The following is a 15,668-nucleotide window of genomic DNA, read 5'->3' as shown; positions in this document are numbered from 1 at the left end:
CCGGGATGGCGCTCCCTGAGCCGTCGTTCATGCCGTTCCGCGTGGGAGGCTCCGCCGGTCGGATGACCGGCGGAGCCTCATCGTCAGGTCGACTTACTTGGAGACGAACTCGCCGACGTTCGGGTCGTCGTAGGGACCCTTGCCGTTGAGCGAGAACACCACCACGCCGCCACCCATCTGGGTGTAGTTGGCGAGCTTCTTGAAGGCGCCGACCGCGCCGAGACCGGCGGTCGGATCCTGCAGATCGAACACCAGGCCGACGCCCGGCCAGCCACCGACGCCGTAGTTGATGGCGACGTACTGATCACCCTTGTGGGTGTAGGTGATCGGGTAGCCGATCGCGCCCGACGGCAGCTTGAACTTCCAGAGAAGGTCGCCGTTGTCGGAGTCACGCGCCTTGATGTAGCCGTCCAGCGTTCCGTAGAGGACGAGGTCGCCGGCGGTTGCCGTCGTACCGCCCCACACGGCGAACCGCTCCATCTTCTCCCAGTTGAACTTGCCCGTGATCGCGTTGTAGCTCTTGATCTGGCCAAGTCCTTCGTAGTTCTGGCGGTCACCCTTCGGGCCCGGATACATGTTCAGCGTCGCACCGACGAAGAACTGACCTGCGCGGTACGGAAGCATGAAGGGCTCCCAGTCCATGCAGATGTGGTTGATGCCCATGAAGAAGGCTTCACGCTTCGGGTCGTAGGAGTCGTGACCCTGGTTGTGATAGCCCATCGCCGACGGACAGATGTCCTTGGCGAGGTGGTCCATCCGGGTGCCGTATTCCGGATCGCGCACCGGGGTGCCCGTCTTCAGATCGACCGACTTGAACACGTTGACGGTGTCGTCGATCTTGTTGGCCGAGACCAGCGAGCCGTCGGTCCGGTCGAGGGTGTAGACGATGCCGTTGCGGTCCGGGTGGGTGAGGAGCTTCCTCATCTTCCCGTCCTTGTCCTTCTGCTCGGACAGCATCATCACGTTGACGCCGGCATAGTCCCACTCGTCGTGCGGGGTCTTCTGGTAGCCGAAATGGGCCTCGCCCGTGTCGGCGTCACGACCGAAGATGGTCATGGTCCACTTGTTGTCACCCGGACGCATGGTCTCGTTCCACGGCGCCGGGTTGCCGGTGCCGAAGTAGATCATGTTGGTGCCCGGATCGTAGGCATACCAACCCCAGTTGGTGCCGCCGCCGATCTTCCAGGCGTCGCCTTCCCAGGTCGCGGTGCCGAGGCCCTTCTGGCCGTAATGTGCGTTCTTGACGTTGAAGTCGTCGGCGAGCAGCAGGTCCTTGTCCGGACCCGTGGCGTAGGCGCGCCAGACCTGGGCACCGGTCTTCACGTCGTAGGCGGTGAGGTAGCCGCGCACGCCGAGCTCGGCGCCCGAGGAACCCACGATCACCTTGTCCTTCACGACGTAGGGAGCGATCGTCAGGGTCGAACCGACCTTGATGTCGGAGTTCTCGACCTTCCACACGGTCTCGCCGGTCTGCGCGTTGAGCGCCACGACGTGGCCGTCGAGCTGGGTCTTGAGGATCAGAGCCGGGCTCTTGCCGTCGCCCGGGTAGTAGGCGAGGCCGCGGTTGACGAGGTCACAGCAGGCCACGGCGCGGGCGGCCGGGTTCTGCTTCGGCTTATCCTGCCACAGGATGTGGCCCGGATCGTCGAGGCCGAGGGCGAAGGTATAGTTCGGGAACGAGGTGTGGATGTACATCTTGCCGTCGACGACGAGCGGCGCACCCTCGTGACCATTCAGCAGGCCGGTCGAGAACGTCCAGGACACCCGGAGGTTCTTCACGTTGCTCTTATTGATCTGCTTCAATTCGCTGTAGTTGTTCGAGTCGTAGTTCTTGCCGGGCATCACCCAGTTGTCATTGCTCTTCGAGAGCTCGACGAGCTTGTCGTCGGCCGCGGCCGCGATGCTCGACACGGCGATCGGCGCGAGCGCCATCACCGCCAACAGAGAAACCGAACTTAAGAGTCTGCTCATCCTGCGTCTCCTAGCCTGTCCGCCGCGTCTTTCGACCTCGCGGTCATGCGTGGCTATTTCCCTCAAGGGCCGGAAGCAGATCTCAATGCAACTTCGCCGATTAACCTCGGTCAATAAGATCGAGATATATCTAGCTAAGTCTTATGAGATACTTATTACTGCCTCTCGTCCTGTTATTTCTAGGCAGCACCCTCGACAAAAGTCTTTAGAAAGTTCGACATTTGTAGGCAGGAAGAATTGGCATTCGAAACATGGGCATTGCGTAACCTCCCTATCGAGAGAGGCAGTGCTTGACGGTTCGCCGGCTCCGTCGCACCACTTGAGGGCAGCAGCCGGCGCCGGGTCGCCCGGTCGTTCTTGGAGAGGGGCCGATGGGCGAACGGCCGGACGGACGGCGAAGTCATGAGCCGTCACGACATCTTCGCGTGCGCAGTATTTTACGTTGCGGCGCGATGTCTGGGCCGGATTTACTCCGAAGGATTTGGATTCGTCTGCGGATCGCCGTACCGCTGCGCAACATGGTCGACAGGACACCATATTTCGCGGGTCCGGTCGGAACCCTCGGCGCGGCCGGGGCGGCAGGCCTGCTCGGTTGCGGAATGGCGCTGGCGGCGCTCTATCCGCATGACGGCCGCCGCGACATGACGGGTGCCGATAACGGGCGCTATCCCGGCGCCGGAGTCCTGTATTGCCGGCGCCCGGACGGGGTGCCGCAAAAGGCCGCAGCGGCCTGGCTGATCGGTGATCCGTCCCTCGTGGTGCTGAATGCGCACAATTTTCGCAACCGGCGGATGGAGACGACCCGCGAGGTCGCCGACTGCTTCTTCCAGATCTCCGGCCGCAACCACGATTTCGAATCGGGCAGCCTTCGCCTCGGCACGCCGCCGGATGCGCGATCGCTCCACATCACCGACGACTGGGCGTTGCTGCGCCTCGCCAAGCCGGCGGAGGGTGCCGTCCCGCAGCCGGTGCCCGATGCCTCGGATCTGGCCGCCGGAGCCGGCGATCGGCCCGTGGTGATGGTGTCGCCAGGCGGCCACGAGAACTATCGCGGGCCGAGCAGCATCGAAAACTGCTCCATTCGCCAGATCGATCCCCCGAGCGAGGACGAGATCCGCCGTGTCCGTCACGATTGCAACGACGGCTTCGGAGGCTCCGGGTCCGGCCTGTTCGATCCGACTGGCCGGCTGCTCGCGATGCAGAGCGCCTCTCTCTCGATGAATTCGCGCCGGCCCTTCGACATCGAGTTCCACTATGGCTCGGCCTTGCTGTTCGAGGGCGAGTTGCTCAAAGCCATCCGCCAGGAGATCACGGCGATCGCCGGCACGAGCCGCGTGACCCGCTGACGGGGGACTGCGCTTGCCCGAATCCGACCCGTTCCTGCCCGGCTTCGCGCTGCACGACATCGATGCTGCGGGCATGCGCATCCGCGTCTCGCTCGGTGGCTCGGGGCCGCCGCTGCTGCTGATGCATGGTCACCCTCAGACCCACGCCACCTGGGGGCGGATCGCCCCGCGCCTCGCCGAGCGGCACAAAGTGGTGGCGATGGATCTGCGCGGCTACGGCGACTCGCAGAAACCGCCCGGTGGCGAGCGACACGCGGCCTATTCCAAACGCGCCATGGCCGCGGATGCCGTAGCGGTGATGAGCAGCCTCGGCCACGGGCGCTTCGCCGTCGTCGGGCATGATCGCGGCGGCCGGGTCGCCCATCGTCTGGCGCTCGATCACGCGGGGGCGGTGGAGCGGCTGGCGGTGTTCGACATCGCGCCGACGGCGACGATGTACGCCCTCACCGACAAGGCGTTCGCGACACGCTATTTCTGGTGGTTCTTCCTGATCCAGCCGGCGCCATTGCCGGAAAAGCTGATCGCGGCGGATCCGGAATTCTTTCTGCGCACGCATATCGATGGGCAGTCGAAGACGCCAGGCTCGACGCCGCCGGAGCTCTTCGCCGAATATCTGCGCTGCTACACCAGCGAGGGTGCGATCCACGCGATCTGCGAGGATTACCGCGCCGCAGCCGAGATCGACCTCGAGCACGATGCCGAGGACGCCGACAAGCGGATCGAGGCGCCGCTCCTGGCCCTCTGGGGCGCCAGGGGCACGGTCGGGCAAACCTATGACGTCCTCGAAACCTGGCGCGAGAAGGCCCGCGACGTCTCAGGTCGCGCGCTCGATTGCGGACACACTCTGCAGGAGGAGCGGCCCGACGAGGTTCTGGCGGAGCTGCGCGCGTTCCTGGGCTGATCGGCCGGATCACCTTCGTGATCGAACGGCCCGGTCGCGTCGGTCTGCGCGCGTATCCGCTGCCGGAATTCAGGCCGGCAGGCCGGACGTTTCGAACAGGAAGTCGTCCGCCGAGGGGATCGTCACCGAGAGGCCGGCGCCATAGGACGCCTTGCTGAGCCGCCAGGGGCGTTCGGCGCGGGCGCGGATGGCCTCGGAGGGCCGCAGGCGGCGGGCGGTGCCGTCCTCGGCGATCTCTTCGATGGTGAGGAAGCCGTAAACCTGCAGGCGGGAGGCGACGAGCTTGGTGTCGCGCTCGTCGGCGGCGATCATCATGGTACCGGTGGCATAGACCGCGTCCATCAGGCTGCGCTGGTGGGCGCGCTCGCGGCCGCGGGCTCCGAGTGCCACGCTCTCCGCGGAGCGGGCCGCATTCGCCATCAGGCCGGCCGGCCGGCGAAAGGGAATGACGTTGTCCGTCGCCGCCGAACTACGCATACGCAACACCCTCGTCTCGAACACTGGCGGGAGGCGCTCGTGCGGCGCCCTTCCGGTATTCGAAACAATGGCCCGAGTCGGCTTAATGCCTGCTTAGCCATGCCGGGACGCGGCTGTCCCGGATCGTCCTGGGTCGGGACGCCGGCCTCAGCGCAGGGCGACGGCGTAGGCGCCCTCGGTCTTGCCCTTGATCTCGTCCTCGGTGACGCCGTCGGCGAGCTCGACCAGCGTCATGCCGCCATTCCCCTCTTTGTCGATGGTGAAGACCCCGAGATCGGTGATCACCATGTCGACGACGCGGGTACCGGTGAGCGGCAGGTCGCAGGACTTCAGGAGCTTGGCCGACTCGGAGCCGTCCTTGTTCTTGGCGACGTGCTCCATCACCACGACGACCTTCTTGACGCCGGCCACGAGGTCCATGGCGCCGCCCATGCCCTTCACCATCTTGCCGGGGATCATCCAGTTGGCGAGGTCGCCGTTCTCCGCGACCTGCATGGCGCCGAGGATCGACAGGTTGATGTGCCCACCGCGGATCATCCCGAAGGAATCGGCCGAGGTGAAGTAGCTCGTGGTCGGCAGCGCCGTGATGGTCTGCTTGCCGGCATTGATCAGGTCCGGGTCCTCTTCGCCCTCGTAGGGGAAGGGACCCATGCCGAGCATGCCGTTCTCCGACTGGAGCTGCACGGTCATGCCGTCGGGGATGTAGTTCGACACCAACGTCGGAATGCCGATGCCGAGATTCACGTAGAAGCCGTCTTTCAGCTCCTTGGCGGCGCGCTCCGCCATCTGTTCACGGGTCCAGGCCATCGTCTTGCTCCTTCCCGTAAAACTTCATCGAGTCCGGGCTGGTTGAGATCCGGCCCTGTCATTCCGGGGCCGCGCAGCGGAACCCGGAATCCAGAACCGCCAATGTTGTCCAGAGAAGCCGCGGCGTCCCGTAACATCCGGCACGAGAAGCGGTTCTGGATTCCGGGTTCTCGCCTTTGGCGAGCCCCGGAATGACGATTGATCCTTCAATGCGTTCCGCCACCAGCCGCAGCAGCAGCGTCGCCGCGCTTGCGCACGGTACGCTGCTCGATCCGCTTCTCGCGCACCGGCACGTGGATGATGCGCTTGATGAAGATGCCCGGCGTGTGGATGTGATCCGCGTCGAGTTCGCCCGGCTGAACCAGGTGCTCGACCTGTGCCACCGTCACCGTGGCGGCGGTCGCCATCATCGGATTGAAGTTTCGCGCGGTCTTTCGATAGACGAGGTTACCCTCGGTATCGCCCTTCCAGGCGTGGACGATGGCGAGATCGGCGAAGAGCCCGCGCTCCATCACATAGTGATGCCCATCGAACTCCTTGGTCTCCTTGCCCTCGGCGACCTGCGTGCCGTAGCCGGTCTTTGTATAGAAGGCCGGGATGCCGGCGCCGCCGGCGCGGATGCGCTCGGCCAGCGTGCCCTGCGGATTGAACTCGATCTCGAGCTCGCCGCCGAGGAATTGGCGGGCGAACTCCTTGTTCTCGCCGACATAGGACGAGATCATCTTCTTGACCTGACGGGTCTCGAGCAGCTTGCCGAGGCCGACGCCGTCGATGCCGGCATTGTTCGACACGACGGTGAGATCCTTGACGCCTGAAGCCTGGATCGCGGCGATCAGCTCGTCGGGGATGCCGCACAGGCCGAAACCGCCGGCCATGATCGTCATCCCGTCGCGCAGGAGGCCTTCGAGCGACGCCTTCGGATCGGGATATACCTTCTTCATCGACACCGTCCTCGAAAGATCCGGCCGCCCCATCGCGATGAGGCGGGCGCGTGCCTGATGTGCACCGCAGCACGGGTCTCGTCAAACCTGCGACGCATTTGCGCGTGAGGACGCGGCATGCCTGAACCTCAGGACGCTGTGAAGACACGGCTCTCGGGGACAGCAGCGAAGAGACACGTCGCTCGGAACCCGGTAGGGATCTGTGTCGAGCGCCGTCTCGAAACCGGCTCGATGGCATTCCGCCGGTCCCACCGGACCGTTCACGCCATCGTGCGCCCTTTACGGAGTGCCATGACGCCGCGCCGTATCCTGAAGTCGTTCGGCCCGGCTGCCGCGATCGGCCTCGCGCTCTGCGCGCTGGCCGGCGGCTGCGTGCCGTGGCTCCTCGACCTGCCGAGCGCGGCGGCCTTCGTCGACCGGGGGCTGCGCGAGGCCTACGGCATCGGGCTCACTGCCCGCGGCCGGACCGAGGTCTCGCTGCTGCCGCTGCCTCGGATCGGCTTCTCGGACGTGCGGCTGACAGCCGGCGGGCCAGACGGCGCGGCGCTTTCCGAGGGCGGCAGCCTGACGGTGCAGCTCAGCCTCGCCGCGCTGCTCCTCGGCCGCGCCGAGGTGGTCTCGCTCAGCCTCGACGGCGCGCATGTGATGCTGCCGGAGAACGACGCTGACGCCCGCTGGGCCGGGCCGGCGAAACGCATCGCCGAGAACCTGTCCGGCGGCGACGTCCCGCATCCGCGCCGGATCATCCTCAGCCATTCCACGATGAGCGGCCATGACCCGCGCGACGGGCGGCCAGAGCGGGCGAGCGACGTCGACCTCGCCCTGTCCTGGCCGCTCTGGAGCGCCGAGGCCTCGGTCTCCGGCAGCCTGACCTGGAACGGCGCCTCTGCGCGCATCCAGCTCACCTCGCTGCGCCCGGTCGATCTCGTCGCCGGCCGCGAGACGCCGTTCACCGTGTCCCTGACATGGCCGGCCGGCTCGCTCAGCGCGGATGGCAACGGACGCCTGCAGGACATGGCCCTCTCGGGTCAGGGCAGGCTGGAGACCCGCTCGCTGCCCGAGACGCTTGCTTGGATCGGCGGCGATGTCGGCCTGTCGCCCCTGTTGGAGGCGTTCTCGATCGAAGGCAGCTTCGAGGCGTCAAAGGACGGCGTCAGGATGCCCGCGATGCGGGTCGCTGCCGGCAGCACCGTACTCGAAGGCGCGGGATCTGCTGAGATGAGCGGCCGCCGTCCCTCGATCCGCGCGACGCTCGACGCGCCGGAGATCAACCTCGCGCCGGTCCTCGGCGGCCTGCTGCGCGTCACCGGCCTCGACGGCGACGACGGCTGGAGCCGGCATCCGCTGGCGCTCGGGCCACTGACCGGGGGCGACCTCGACCTGCGGCTGTCGGGCGGCAGTGCCCGGCTCGGGCCGCTCGTGTTCGAGAACCTCGCCTCCAGCGTGATCGTGCGGGCTGATGGCATCGACGTGACGCTGGGCCGGGCGAATCTGCACGGCGGATCGATGAAGGGCCGCCTCGCGCTCTCCAAAGCGGAGGGAGGCGCCAGCGACGAGATCGAGCTGAAGACGCAGGGCGTGTTCGACGGGCTGGACCTCGGCAGCTTGCTGGTCGACCTCGGTGAGTCTGGCTGGATGCTCGGGGCGACGCAGGGCAGCTTCGCTTTCGACGGGCGCGGCCGCGACGCCGCCAGCCTTGTGCGCCGGCTGACCGGCCGCGCCGCCGCCGCGATCGATGGCGGCACCATTGCCGGGCTCGACCTCTCCGACGTGATTCATCGCGGGGGCGCCCTGGCGCAGGGTGCGCTGGCCCGCCGCAACGGCCGCACAGCCTTCGACCGCGCCACCGCCTCGGTCGCATTCACCGACGGCGTCGGCGAGATCGAGGAGGGCGGCCTGACCTCGCGGGTGCTGGCGGCGCGCCTGATCGGCCGCGTCTCGCTGCCCGAGCGGACGATCCTGGCGCGTGCCGCCCTGTTGCCGCGCAAGGGCACGGCGGACCCGGATCCGCTGACGGTGCCCACCTTCTTCGAGATCACCGGTCCCTGGAGCGCCATTGCGGTGCATGCCGGCGCCCAGGCCGAGGCTGCCGATCCGCTCGCGGCGCTGGTGCGCGCGGCTCCGTCGGCGGTTCCCGGCCTGCCTACGCAGGTGCGCGCCTACGCGCCGTGACCTTTTCGCGCGTAACCCTCCGGCGCCGGGGGGCGTAGGGAAGACGTGCGCCGGATGAGCAAGGTCGAGTAGGTAAGAGTGATGATGCGGACTCTGGCGGCGCTCGTCCTTCTGTTGGCCGGCCTCACCGAGGCCGGCGCGCTCGTGCCGAAGCAGCCGAAAGACCTCGTGCGGGCCAGCCTCGTCGCCGAGACCGCGACCGTCGCGCCGGGCACGACGGTGACGGTCGGCATCCACATGGCGATGAAGCCGGGCTGGCACGTCTACTGGCGCAATCCCGGCGATTCCGGCCTGCCGCCCGAGATGGCCTGGGTGCTGCCGCCCGGCGTCGCCATCGGCGCCATCGACTGGCCGGTGCCGGAGCGTCTGCCGGTCCAGACCCTGATGAACTACGGCTACGAGGGCGAGGTCACGCTGCTCATGCCGCTCAGCGTGCCGAAGGAGAGTCCCGCCGGCCAGCCGCTGCATCTCAAGGGCAAGCTCTCCTACCTCGTCTGCGAGGAGATCTGCATCCCGGGCTCCTCCGATCTCGCCCTCGACCTGCCGGTCGCCGAGCCGGGCACGACGCCCTCGCCGGATCCGGCCCAGGCAGGCCTCTTCGCCGAGGCCCGCGCGGCGCTGCCGCAGCCCTCGCCCTGGCCGTCGCGCCTGACTCGCGAGGGCGACGGGCTGGTGCTGCATCTCGACCATGCCGGCCTGACGGCGGGTGCGGTGAGCGACGCCGCCTTCTTCCCTTACGGCGAGACGGTCCTCGACAATGCCGCCGCGCAGACGCTGACGGTCGACGACAAGGGCCTGCATCTCGCGCTGAAACCCTCAGACCCCGCTGCTGCGCCCGCGGAGCTGCCAGGCGTGCTCGCCTTCAGCGAGAACGGCACACGGCGCGCCTTCGCCATCGGCGAAGCGCCGGCAGCGGCCCCCGCTGCGGCGGCCACGCCGGAGCCAGCGCCCGTGCCGGCAACGGCACCCGAGGAGACGCTGACCCTCTGGAGCGCGGCCGGGCTCGCGCTGCTCGGCGGTCTGGTCCTGAACCTGATGCCGTGCGTCTTCCCGGTGCTCTCGATCAAGGTGCTGAGCCTGGTGAAGCAGGCCGGCGAGTCGACGCGCCGCGTGCGCATCCACGGCCTCGCCTACACGGCGGGCGTGCTTGCGAGCTTCCTCGCCCTCGCCGGCCTGCTGATCGCGCTGAAGGGCGGCGGCGCGACCCTTGGCTGGGGCTTCCAGCTGCAATCGCCGATCGTGGTGGCCCTGCTCGCCTACGGTCTCCTGGCCATGGGGCTCAGCCTGTCGGGTGTCGTCCATCTCGGGGGCGGCATTGCCGGACTTGGCGACGGTCTGACCCGGCGTGCCGGGTACCAGGGCTCGTTCTTCACCGGTGTCCTGGCGACGCTGGTGGCGACCCCCTGCACGGCGCCGTTCATGGGCGCGGCGGTCGGTTTCGCGCTGACGCAGCCGCCGGCCGTGGGGCTCGTCGTCTTCGCGAGCCTCGGTCTTGGTCTCGCGCTGCCCTTCCTGATGCTGACCCTGTGGCCGGGCGCGCTGCGGCTGATGCCACGCCCCGGCGCCTGGATGGACACGCTCAAGGGCGTCCTCGCCTTCCCCGTCTACGCCACCGTGGCTTGGCTGGTCTGGGTGCTGGCCCAGCAGGTCGGGCCGAACGGCCTGCTCGCGGGCCTCTCGGGCCTCGTGCTCGTCGGCTTTGCGGCCTGGGCCTGGGAGCGTGCCCGCTCCTCCGGGGGCTGGAGCGGCGGCCTCGCCCGCGCGGCGGCGCTCGCGGCCCTGGTGGCGACGGCGGGCCTCGTCGTCGCCCTCGACGCGGATCGCGCCCGGGCCGGCGCGACGGTCACGGCGGACGGGTTCGAGCCGTTCACGCAGGCGCGGCTCGACGGCTTGCGCAGCGACGGCCGCACCGTCTTCGTCGACATGACGGCCGCCTGGTGCATCACCTGCCAGATCAACGAGCGCACCACGCTGTCTCGCGACCCGGTCCGGCAGGCTTTCCGCGCCAACGACGTCGCCCTGCTGCGCGGAGACTGGACCAACCAGAACCCCGAGATCACCGCGCTTCTCGAGCGCTACGGCCGCAGCGGCGTGCCGCTCTATCTCGTCTACCGCGGCAAGGCGGAGGCGGTGGTGCTGCCGCAGATCCTCACCGAGGGGATCGTGCTGTCGGAGATCGGGAAGCGGCCGGGATTGGCGCAGCGGTAGCGGCGTATAGCGGGCCAAGCCGCGGGACGATCGAGGCCGCCGTCACCTCGATCTCAACGCCAAACGCCTGTGAGCAGGCGGAGCGGCTCAGGCGGTCAGTGCCAGGGCGAGCTGCGGCCGCGCCGAGGTCATCGCCGCGCCGACGTCGATGCTCTGGCGCTCGCGGGCGATGAAGGAGGCCGGCATCACGGCCTGCATGTCCGCCTCGACCTGCCGAAGCTGCGCATCGGTGTGGGCCGGGTGAAGGTGGATGATGGCCAGCGCCTTGGCGTTGGCGGCCCGTGCCAGCTCGACGCCCTTCTGCCAGGTGGAATGGCCCCAGCCGGCGCAGCGGCAATACTCACCCTCGGTGAACATGCCGTCATAGACGATGAGGTCGGCGTCCCGGACAAATTCGAGCAGAGCCGTGTCCGGCCACGGATCGGAATGCTCGATGTCGCTGATCACGCATAGCCGTTTGCCGCCATGCTCGAAGCGATAGCCGACCGAGCCCTGCGGATGGTTCAGCAGGATCGTGTCGACACGCGAGCCATCGGCGAAGGTCAGCGACTCGCCGGCCTTGAAGCCGTGATGCTCCATGCTGCAGGGGAGCACGCTGAGCTCGACCGGAAAGAGCGGCGGCGAGAAGAGGCGTCCGAGCGCCTCGCCGGCGCAGGCCCCGTCGAGGTTGCCGCAATAGGTATGGATCGTGCGGTTCTGATCGAACACGGCGGGCTTGAAGAACGGCAGGCCGGCGGTGTGATCGAGATGCAGGTGGCTGAACAGGAGATCGATCTCCTGTGGCAGGGTCTCGGCATTGGCGCGGCCGAAGGGGCCGATGCCCGAGCCGGCGTCGATCACGAACAGGCGATCGCCGCAGCGAATCTCCAGGCATGGCGTATTGCCGCCGAACTCGACGAATTCCGATCCGCTGACCGGCGTGGAGCCGCGCACACCCCAGAAACGCAGGGTGAGCGCGCCGTCCGATACGGAGCTCGTCTCTTTCATGCGTGTGTACCAGTCGCTCCGACCGTTTGCGGCGAGCGCTTTCCGACGCGTCGACATGGGTTCAACTGCGGCCACGAGAGCCGGTGCCTTTGTGGAGTATCTATAGAGAAGAGATAGTCGGCGGCCATTCCGGTCCGTGTGCGTGCCCGCACACTGCACCAGGATTCATCACCTCGATTCCTGTGTCGTGTCACCATTGGGCAACGGCATCAGCGGTGACTCGACGGAATGTGGGTGCCGAGAGCCCGTCATCCAAGGCGAGCTGCGGCAGGCCGGCGCTGAAACCGGTGACCAGATCGAAGCTTATGCGGGCCGGCGGCCGGTCCTGAGGCGGAACGAAGCCGAGGGTGCGGATGCTCGATAGCGGGGCGCCCGGGCCGATGGCGACGCTCCAGACCGCCTCCGGCAGAGGCAGAATCGGCGGCGGCTTGCGGCGCGCCGGGATCAGGACGACCTCCTGCCCCGCATAGGCCAGGGCCTCGGGCCGGCTGACTTCACCCACGGGCACGCCCCGGTTGATCAGAGCCGCCCAGAACGGGTGCTGGCCTCCATCGGAATAGGTGGTGCGGATGGCGGCTGCGCCGTCCTCGACGAGATGCGCGACATGCGCAGCCTCCTCCTTCACCCGCGCGCTGGCCAGCGCCTCCTGGTCCTTGTCCTTCAGCGGCGCGAAGGCGTAACGGCCGGCGGCCACCGCCACGACCGGCTCCTGACCGGTGGCCTCGAAGCGGTCCGATCCTTCCTTGAGCTGGCGCCAGAAGGCGATGTTCGTGTCGCTCCGGTAGCGCGCCATGTTGGCGGCGGTCATCCGGAACGGGAAGGACTGGAATTGGAACGCCGTCTGGCCGCCGGCGAAGGCCTCGCGTGCCACCGCGAACAGTTCGCCCGCCACGGCGTCGGTCATGGCGAAGCAGCCCATCGACGAGCAGATGCCGTGAACCATCACTGCCGAGCCGGTATAGCCGTGCGCCTTGTCGAAGGCGTTGGGATAGCCGACGTCGAAGGACAGGTAGTAGTGCGAGTTCGGGTTCATCTGGCTCTTGGCCACGGTGTAGAACCCTTCCGGCGTCTGCCGGTCGCCGTTCTTGGTCTTCGGTCCGAGCTGACCGGACCAGCGGCAGATCGGGTAGGTCTTCACGAAGACGAAGCGACCGTTGCCTGCCCGCTTCCAGAGCTCGATCTCGGATTCCTTCTTGTAGGCCCGGATCAGGATCGGTGCCTCGGCGCTGCTGCCCTTCGCCTTGATGAGCGCGAGGGTCGGCGCCGGAATCGGAGCCGACGCCTTGTCTGCCTGCGCTCGCGCCGCGCCGCCGAGGCAGAGCGTGACGGCGAGGAGGCGGAGAAGTGGTCGAAGGCTGAGGGAGATCCGGCTCAAAGGTCGCATGCACCGCCATGGGACAGACGCGAATCACGCGGGCTTCGCGAGGTGAGGGCGGAGCTTCCTATGAATGGCCGCGCTTTGAGGCGGATTTGAGGGGTCGGAATCGGCTGTGGAGGGCCGGTGAGTTCAGCCCTCGATGCGCGAAAAGTCCGCGACTTCGCGCGTGGCGGCGCGCAGCGCGTTGAGCAGCGCCAAGCGGTTTGCCCGCACGGCCGGATCGTCGGCGTTGACCGTGACCTTGTCGAAGAAGGCGTCCACGGGCGCCCGCAGACGCGACAACACCCGCATCGCGCCCGCAAAATCCTCCGATGCGACGGCGGCCGAGGCGTCGGCCCGCGCCACCGTCAAGGCCTGCGCGAGGGCCTGCTCCTCCGGTTGACCGGAGGAGGCGATGAGCGCGGCATCCGGCTCGGCCTCGTAGGCGCGGCCGTCCTTCTTCTCCTCGATGCGCAGGATGTTCGAGGCGCGCTTGACCCCCGCGAGCAGGTTCTTTCCGTCATCGGTGCCGAGGAACTGGCCCAGCGCCTCGACCCGGCGGACCACCATCAGCAGGTCGTCCTGGCCGGGCAGGGCGAAGACGGCGTCGATCAGGTCGTGACGGGCGCCCTGGTCGCGGAGATAGACTTTGAGACGGTCGGCGAAGAAGGCGAGCAGGTCCGAGACCCGCTGTGCCAGGGGGCTGTTCGCGGCCTGTCCCTCCGTCTCGACGACGCCCGAGAAGTGAAAGCCGGAGGCGCCGAGCTCCTCATCGCCGGCTGACGAAGATTCCGGAGAACCGCGCCGCTCGGCGATGGCGAACTGGCGCGCGACGATGCCGCCGAGCGACAGGCGCAGCGACCGCTCGATCAGCGAGCGGATCACACCCAGCGCCGCACGCCGCAGCGCATATGGGTCTTTGCTCCCCGTCGGCTTCTCGTTTATGGCCCAGAAGCCCACCAATGTGTCGAGCTTGTCGGCCAGCGCCACCGCAATGGAGACCGGGTCGGTCGGTACGCGGTCGGAGGGGCCGACAGGCTTGTAGTGCTCCTCGATGGCCGCTGCGACGCTTTCCGGCTCGCCCTGGAGCGCGGCGTATTTGCGCCCCATCAGGCCCTGCAGCTCCGGAAACTCGCCGACCATCTCGGTGACGAGATCGGCCTTGGCGAGGTTTGCGGCGCGCTCGGCAAGGGTCGGATCGGCCTCGACCAGCGGCGCGAGTTCCTTGGCGAGTGCTGCGATGCGTTTCACGCGCTCGCCCTGGGTGCCGAGCTTCTCGTGGAAGACGATCGTGTCGAGTTTCGAGAGCCGGCTCTCCAGCCTGATGGCCTTGTCGGTCTCCCAGAAGAACTTTGCGTCCGAGAGCCGCGCGCGCACCACGCGCTCGTTGCCGGCGGTGATGGCGAGGCCGCCATCCGTGGCGACGAGGTTCGAGACCAGCAGGAAGGCCGGGGCCAGCGCGTCCGAGCCGGACTTGCGCAGCACGAAGCATTTCTGGTTGGCGCGGATGGTGGCGCGGATCGCCTCGGCCGGGATGTCCAGGAACGCCTCGTCGAACGAGCCCATCAGCACCACTGGCCATTCGACCAGTCCGGCGACCTCTTCCAGCAGCCCCTCGTCCTCGACAAGGTCGAGCCCGCGGGCGAAGGCAAGGTCCTTGGCATCGTGCAGGATGATGTCCTTGCGCCGGTCGGCATCGAGCACGACCTTGGCCCGCTCCAGCGCCTGCACGTAATCGTCGAAGCGGCGCACCTCGAAGGCCTCGGGCGCCAGGAAGCGGTGGCCGCGGGTCAGCGTGCCGGCCTTGATGCCGTCGACCTCGAAGGGAACGACTTCCGGCGTCTCGGTCTCGGGGCCGAAGGTTGCGACGATGGATTGCAGAGGCCGCACCCAGCGCAGGGCGCCGGGCTGTGCCGAGGCCGCCCCCCAGCGCATGGATTTCGGCCAGGGGAAGCTCTTGATGATTGCCGGCAGGATCTCGGCGAGCACGTCGAGCGTCTCGCGGCCGGGGCGTTCGATCACGGCAAGGTAGAACTCGCCCTTCTTCGGGTCGGTGATCGTCGTCGCCTGGTCGAGGCTGGTGAGCCCTGCGCCGCGCAAAAAGCCCTGAACGGCGGCATCTGGCGCGCCGACCTTCGGCCCGCGCCGCTCCTCGCGTACAGCGTCGCCCCGTGCGGGCAGCCCGGCGACGTGCAGCGCCAGCCGGCGCGGCGTCGCGAAGGCCTTGGCGCCTTCGTAGAGGAAACCTCGCTCCACCAGCGCGTCGGTGACGAGCTTCTTCAGATCCTCGGCCGCACGCCGCTGCATGCGGGCCGGGATTTCTTCCGAGAGGAGTTCGAGGAGCAGGTCAGGCATGGACGATCCGGAGGCCGGCGGGCCGCCCGGCATGGCCGGGCGCAGCGCCCGTGTAGTGAGCCAGCCGTGGGCTGTCGAGGATCGCGCACCTTCGATGCGCCTCGCTTTCGCCCAACCGGGGCGGCATCACGGGGTCACTCTGCTTC

Annotated in this window: 11 protein-coding genes; 4 read left to right on the top strand and 7 right to left on the bottom strand. The window is 68.0% G+C overall.

Translation table 11 applies throughout. The features are described 5' to 3' along the window. Nucleotides 1-93 precede the first annotated feature (93 nt). The gene (locus HCU64_RS12040; RefSeq protein WP_233384134.1) at nucleotides 94-1,971 is read right to left on the bottom strand and encodes a methanol/ethanol family PQQ-dependent dehydrogenase; all 1,878 of its coding nucleotides are present in this window, start codon (nucleotides 1,969-1,971) and stop codon (nucleotides 94-96) included. Nucleotides 1,972-2,570: 599 nt separating this feature from the next. Between HCU64_RS12040 and HCU64_RS12035 the strand changes: the two genes are divergently transcribed. Continuing rightward, on the top strand, nucleotides 2,571-3,317 hold the full coding sequence (locus tag HCU64_RS12035; RefSeq protein ID WP_233384293.1) for a trypsin-like peptidase domain-containing protein: 747 nt from the start codon (nucleotides 2,571-2,573) through the stop codon (nucleotides 3,315-3,317). 73 nt (nucleotides 3,318-3,390) lie between these two features. Further along, entirely contained in the window at nucleotides 3,391-4,218 is an 828-nt protein-coding gene (locus HCU64_RS12030; protein ID WP_233384291.1) for an alpha/beta fold hydrolase, read from the top strand. A gap of 69 nt (nucleotides 4,219-4,287) precedes the next feature. Here HCU64_RS12030 and HCU64_RS12025 read toward each other — a convergent pair whose 3' ends face one another. The 3 genes from HCU64_RS12025 to HCU64_RS12015 all read right to left on the bottom strand — a co-directional run bounded on the left by HCU64_RS12025 (nucleotide 4,288) and on the right by HCU64_RS12015 (nucleotide 6,443). Next, nucleotides 4,288-4,695: a hypothetical protein gene (locus HCU64_RS12025; protein WP_233384132.1), complete on the bottom strand. Its 408-nt coding sequence runs from the start codon at nucleotides 4,693-4,695 to the stop codon at nucleotides 4,288-4,290. Between the two features lie 147 nt (nucleotides 4,696-4,842). Then, nucleotides 4,843-5,502, bottom strand: a complete 660-nt coding sequence (locus HCU64_RS12020) for a 3-oxoacid CoA-transferase subunit B (protein WP_233384130.1) — start codon at nucleotides 5,500-5,502, stop codon at nucleotides 4,843-4,845. Between the two features lie 206 nt (nucleotides 5,503-5,708). Next, complete coding sequence (locus HCU64_RS12015) at nucleotides 5,709-6,443, bottom strand: CoA transferase subunit A (protein ID WP_233384129.1); 735 nt, start codon at nucleotides 6,441-6,443, stop codon at nucleotides 5,709-5,711. A 291-nt stretch (nucleotides 6,444-6,734) separates the two neighbouring features. On the opposite strand from HCU64_RS12015, the gene HCU64_RS12010 reads away from it, so the two are divergent. Then, entirely contained in the window at nucleotides 6,735-8,615 is a 1,881-nt protein-coding gene (locus tag HCU64_RS12010; protein WP_233384128.1) for an AsmA family protein, read from the top strand. An 81-nt stretch (nucleotides 8,616-8,696) separates the two neighbouring features. Next, nucleotides 8,697-10,823 carry a protein-disulfide reductase DsbD family protein gene (locus tag HCU64_RS12005; protein ID WP_233384127.1) on the top strand — a complete coding sequence of 709 codons (2,127 nt, stop codon included), beginning with the start codon at nucleotides 8,697-8,699 and terminating at the stop codon, nucleotides 10,821-10,823. Nucleotides 10,824-10,910: 87 nt separating this feature from the next. On the opposite strand, the gene HCU64_RS12000 is transcribed toward HCU64_RS12005, so the two are convergent. The 3 genes from HCU64_RS12000 to glyS form a co-directional block, all read right to left on the bottom strand. Next, entirely contained in the window at nucleotides 10,911-11,810 is a 900-nt protein-coding gene (locus tag HCU64_RS12000) for an MBL fold metallo-hydrolase (RefSeq protein ID WP_233384126.1), read from the bottom strand. A 190-nt stretch (nucleotides 11,811-12,000) separates the two neighbouring features. Beyond that, a complete protein-coding gene (locus HCU64_RS11995; RefSeq protein ID WP_233384125.1) occupies nucleotides 12,001-13,194 on the bottom strand; it encodes a L,D-transpeptidase family protein in 1,194 nt (397 codons plus the stop codon). Between the two features lie 123 nt (nucleotides 13,195-13,317). Beyond that, nucleotides 13,318-15,522: a glycine--tRNA ligase subunit beta gene (gene glyS / locus HCU64_RS11990; protein WP_233384124.1), complete on the bottom strand. Its 2,205-nt coding sequence runs from the start codon at nucleotides 15,520-15,522 to the stop codon at nucleotides 13,318-13,320. Nucleotides 15,523-15,668: the final 146 nt, after the last annotated feature.

It is taken from the genome of Methylobacterium sp. C25 (genome assembly GCF_021352225.1).
Taxonomy (GTDB): Bacteria; Pseudomonadota; Alphaproteobacteria; order Rhizobiales; family Beijerinckiaceae; genus Methylobacterium.
Note: the sequence above shows the minus strand (reverse complement) of the source record. Positions and strands in the feature narration are given on the sequence as shown.

Coding starts and splice junctions, on each gene's coding strand:
- HCU64_RS12000 (WP_233384126.1), bottom strand. CDS start 11,810: ATGAAAGAGACGAGCTCCGTATCGGACGGCGCGCTCACCCTGCGTTTC.
- glyS (WP_233384124.1), bottom strand. CDS start 15,522: ATGCCTGACCTGCTCCTCGAACTCCTCTCGGAAGAAATCCCGGCCCGC.
- HCU64_RS12010 (WP_233384128.1), top strand. CDS start 6,735: ATGACGCCGCGCCGTATCCTGAAGTCGTTCGGCCCGGCTGCCGCGATC.
- HCU64_RS12015 (WP_233384129.1), bottom strand. CDS start 6,443: ATGAAGAAGGTATATCCCGATCCGAAGGCGTCGCTCGAAGGCCTCCTG.
- HCU64_RS12005 (WP_233384127.1), top strand. CDS start 8,697: ATGATGCGGACTCTGGCGGCGCTCGTCCTTCTGTTGGCCGGCCTCACC.
- HCU64_RS12040 (WP_233384134.1), bottom strand. CDS start 1,971: ATGAGCAGACTCTTAAGTTCGGTTTCTCTGTTGGCGGTGATGGCGCTC.
- HCU64_RS12020 (WP_233384130.1), bottom strand. CDS start 5,502: ATGGCCTGGACCCGTGAACAGATGGCGGAGCGCGCCGCCAAGGAGCTG.
- HCU64_RS12030 (WP_233384291.1), top strand. CDS start 3,391: ATGCGCATCCGCGTCTCGCTCGGTGGCTCGGGGCCGCCGCTGCTGCTG.
- HCU64_RS12035 (WP_233384293.1), top strand. CDS start 2,571: ATGGCGCTGGCGGCGCTCTATCCGCATGACGGCCGCCGCGACATGACG.
- HCU64_RS11995 (WP_233384125.1), bottom strand. CDS start 13,194: ATGCGACCTTTGAGCCGGATCTCCCTCAGCCTTCGACCACTTCTCCGC.
- HCU64_RS12025 (WP_233384132.1), bottom strand. CDS start 4,695: ATGCGTAGTTCGGCGGCGACGGACAACGTCATTCCCTTTCGCCGGCCG.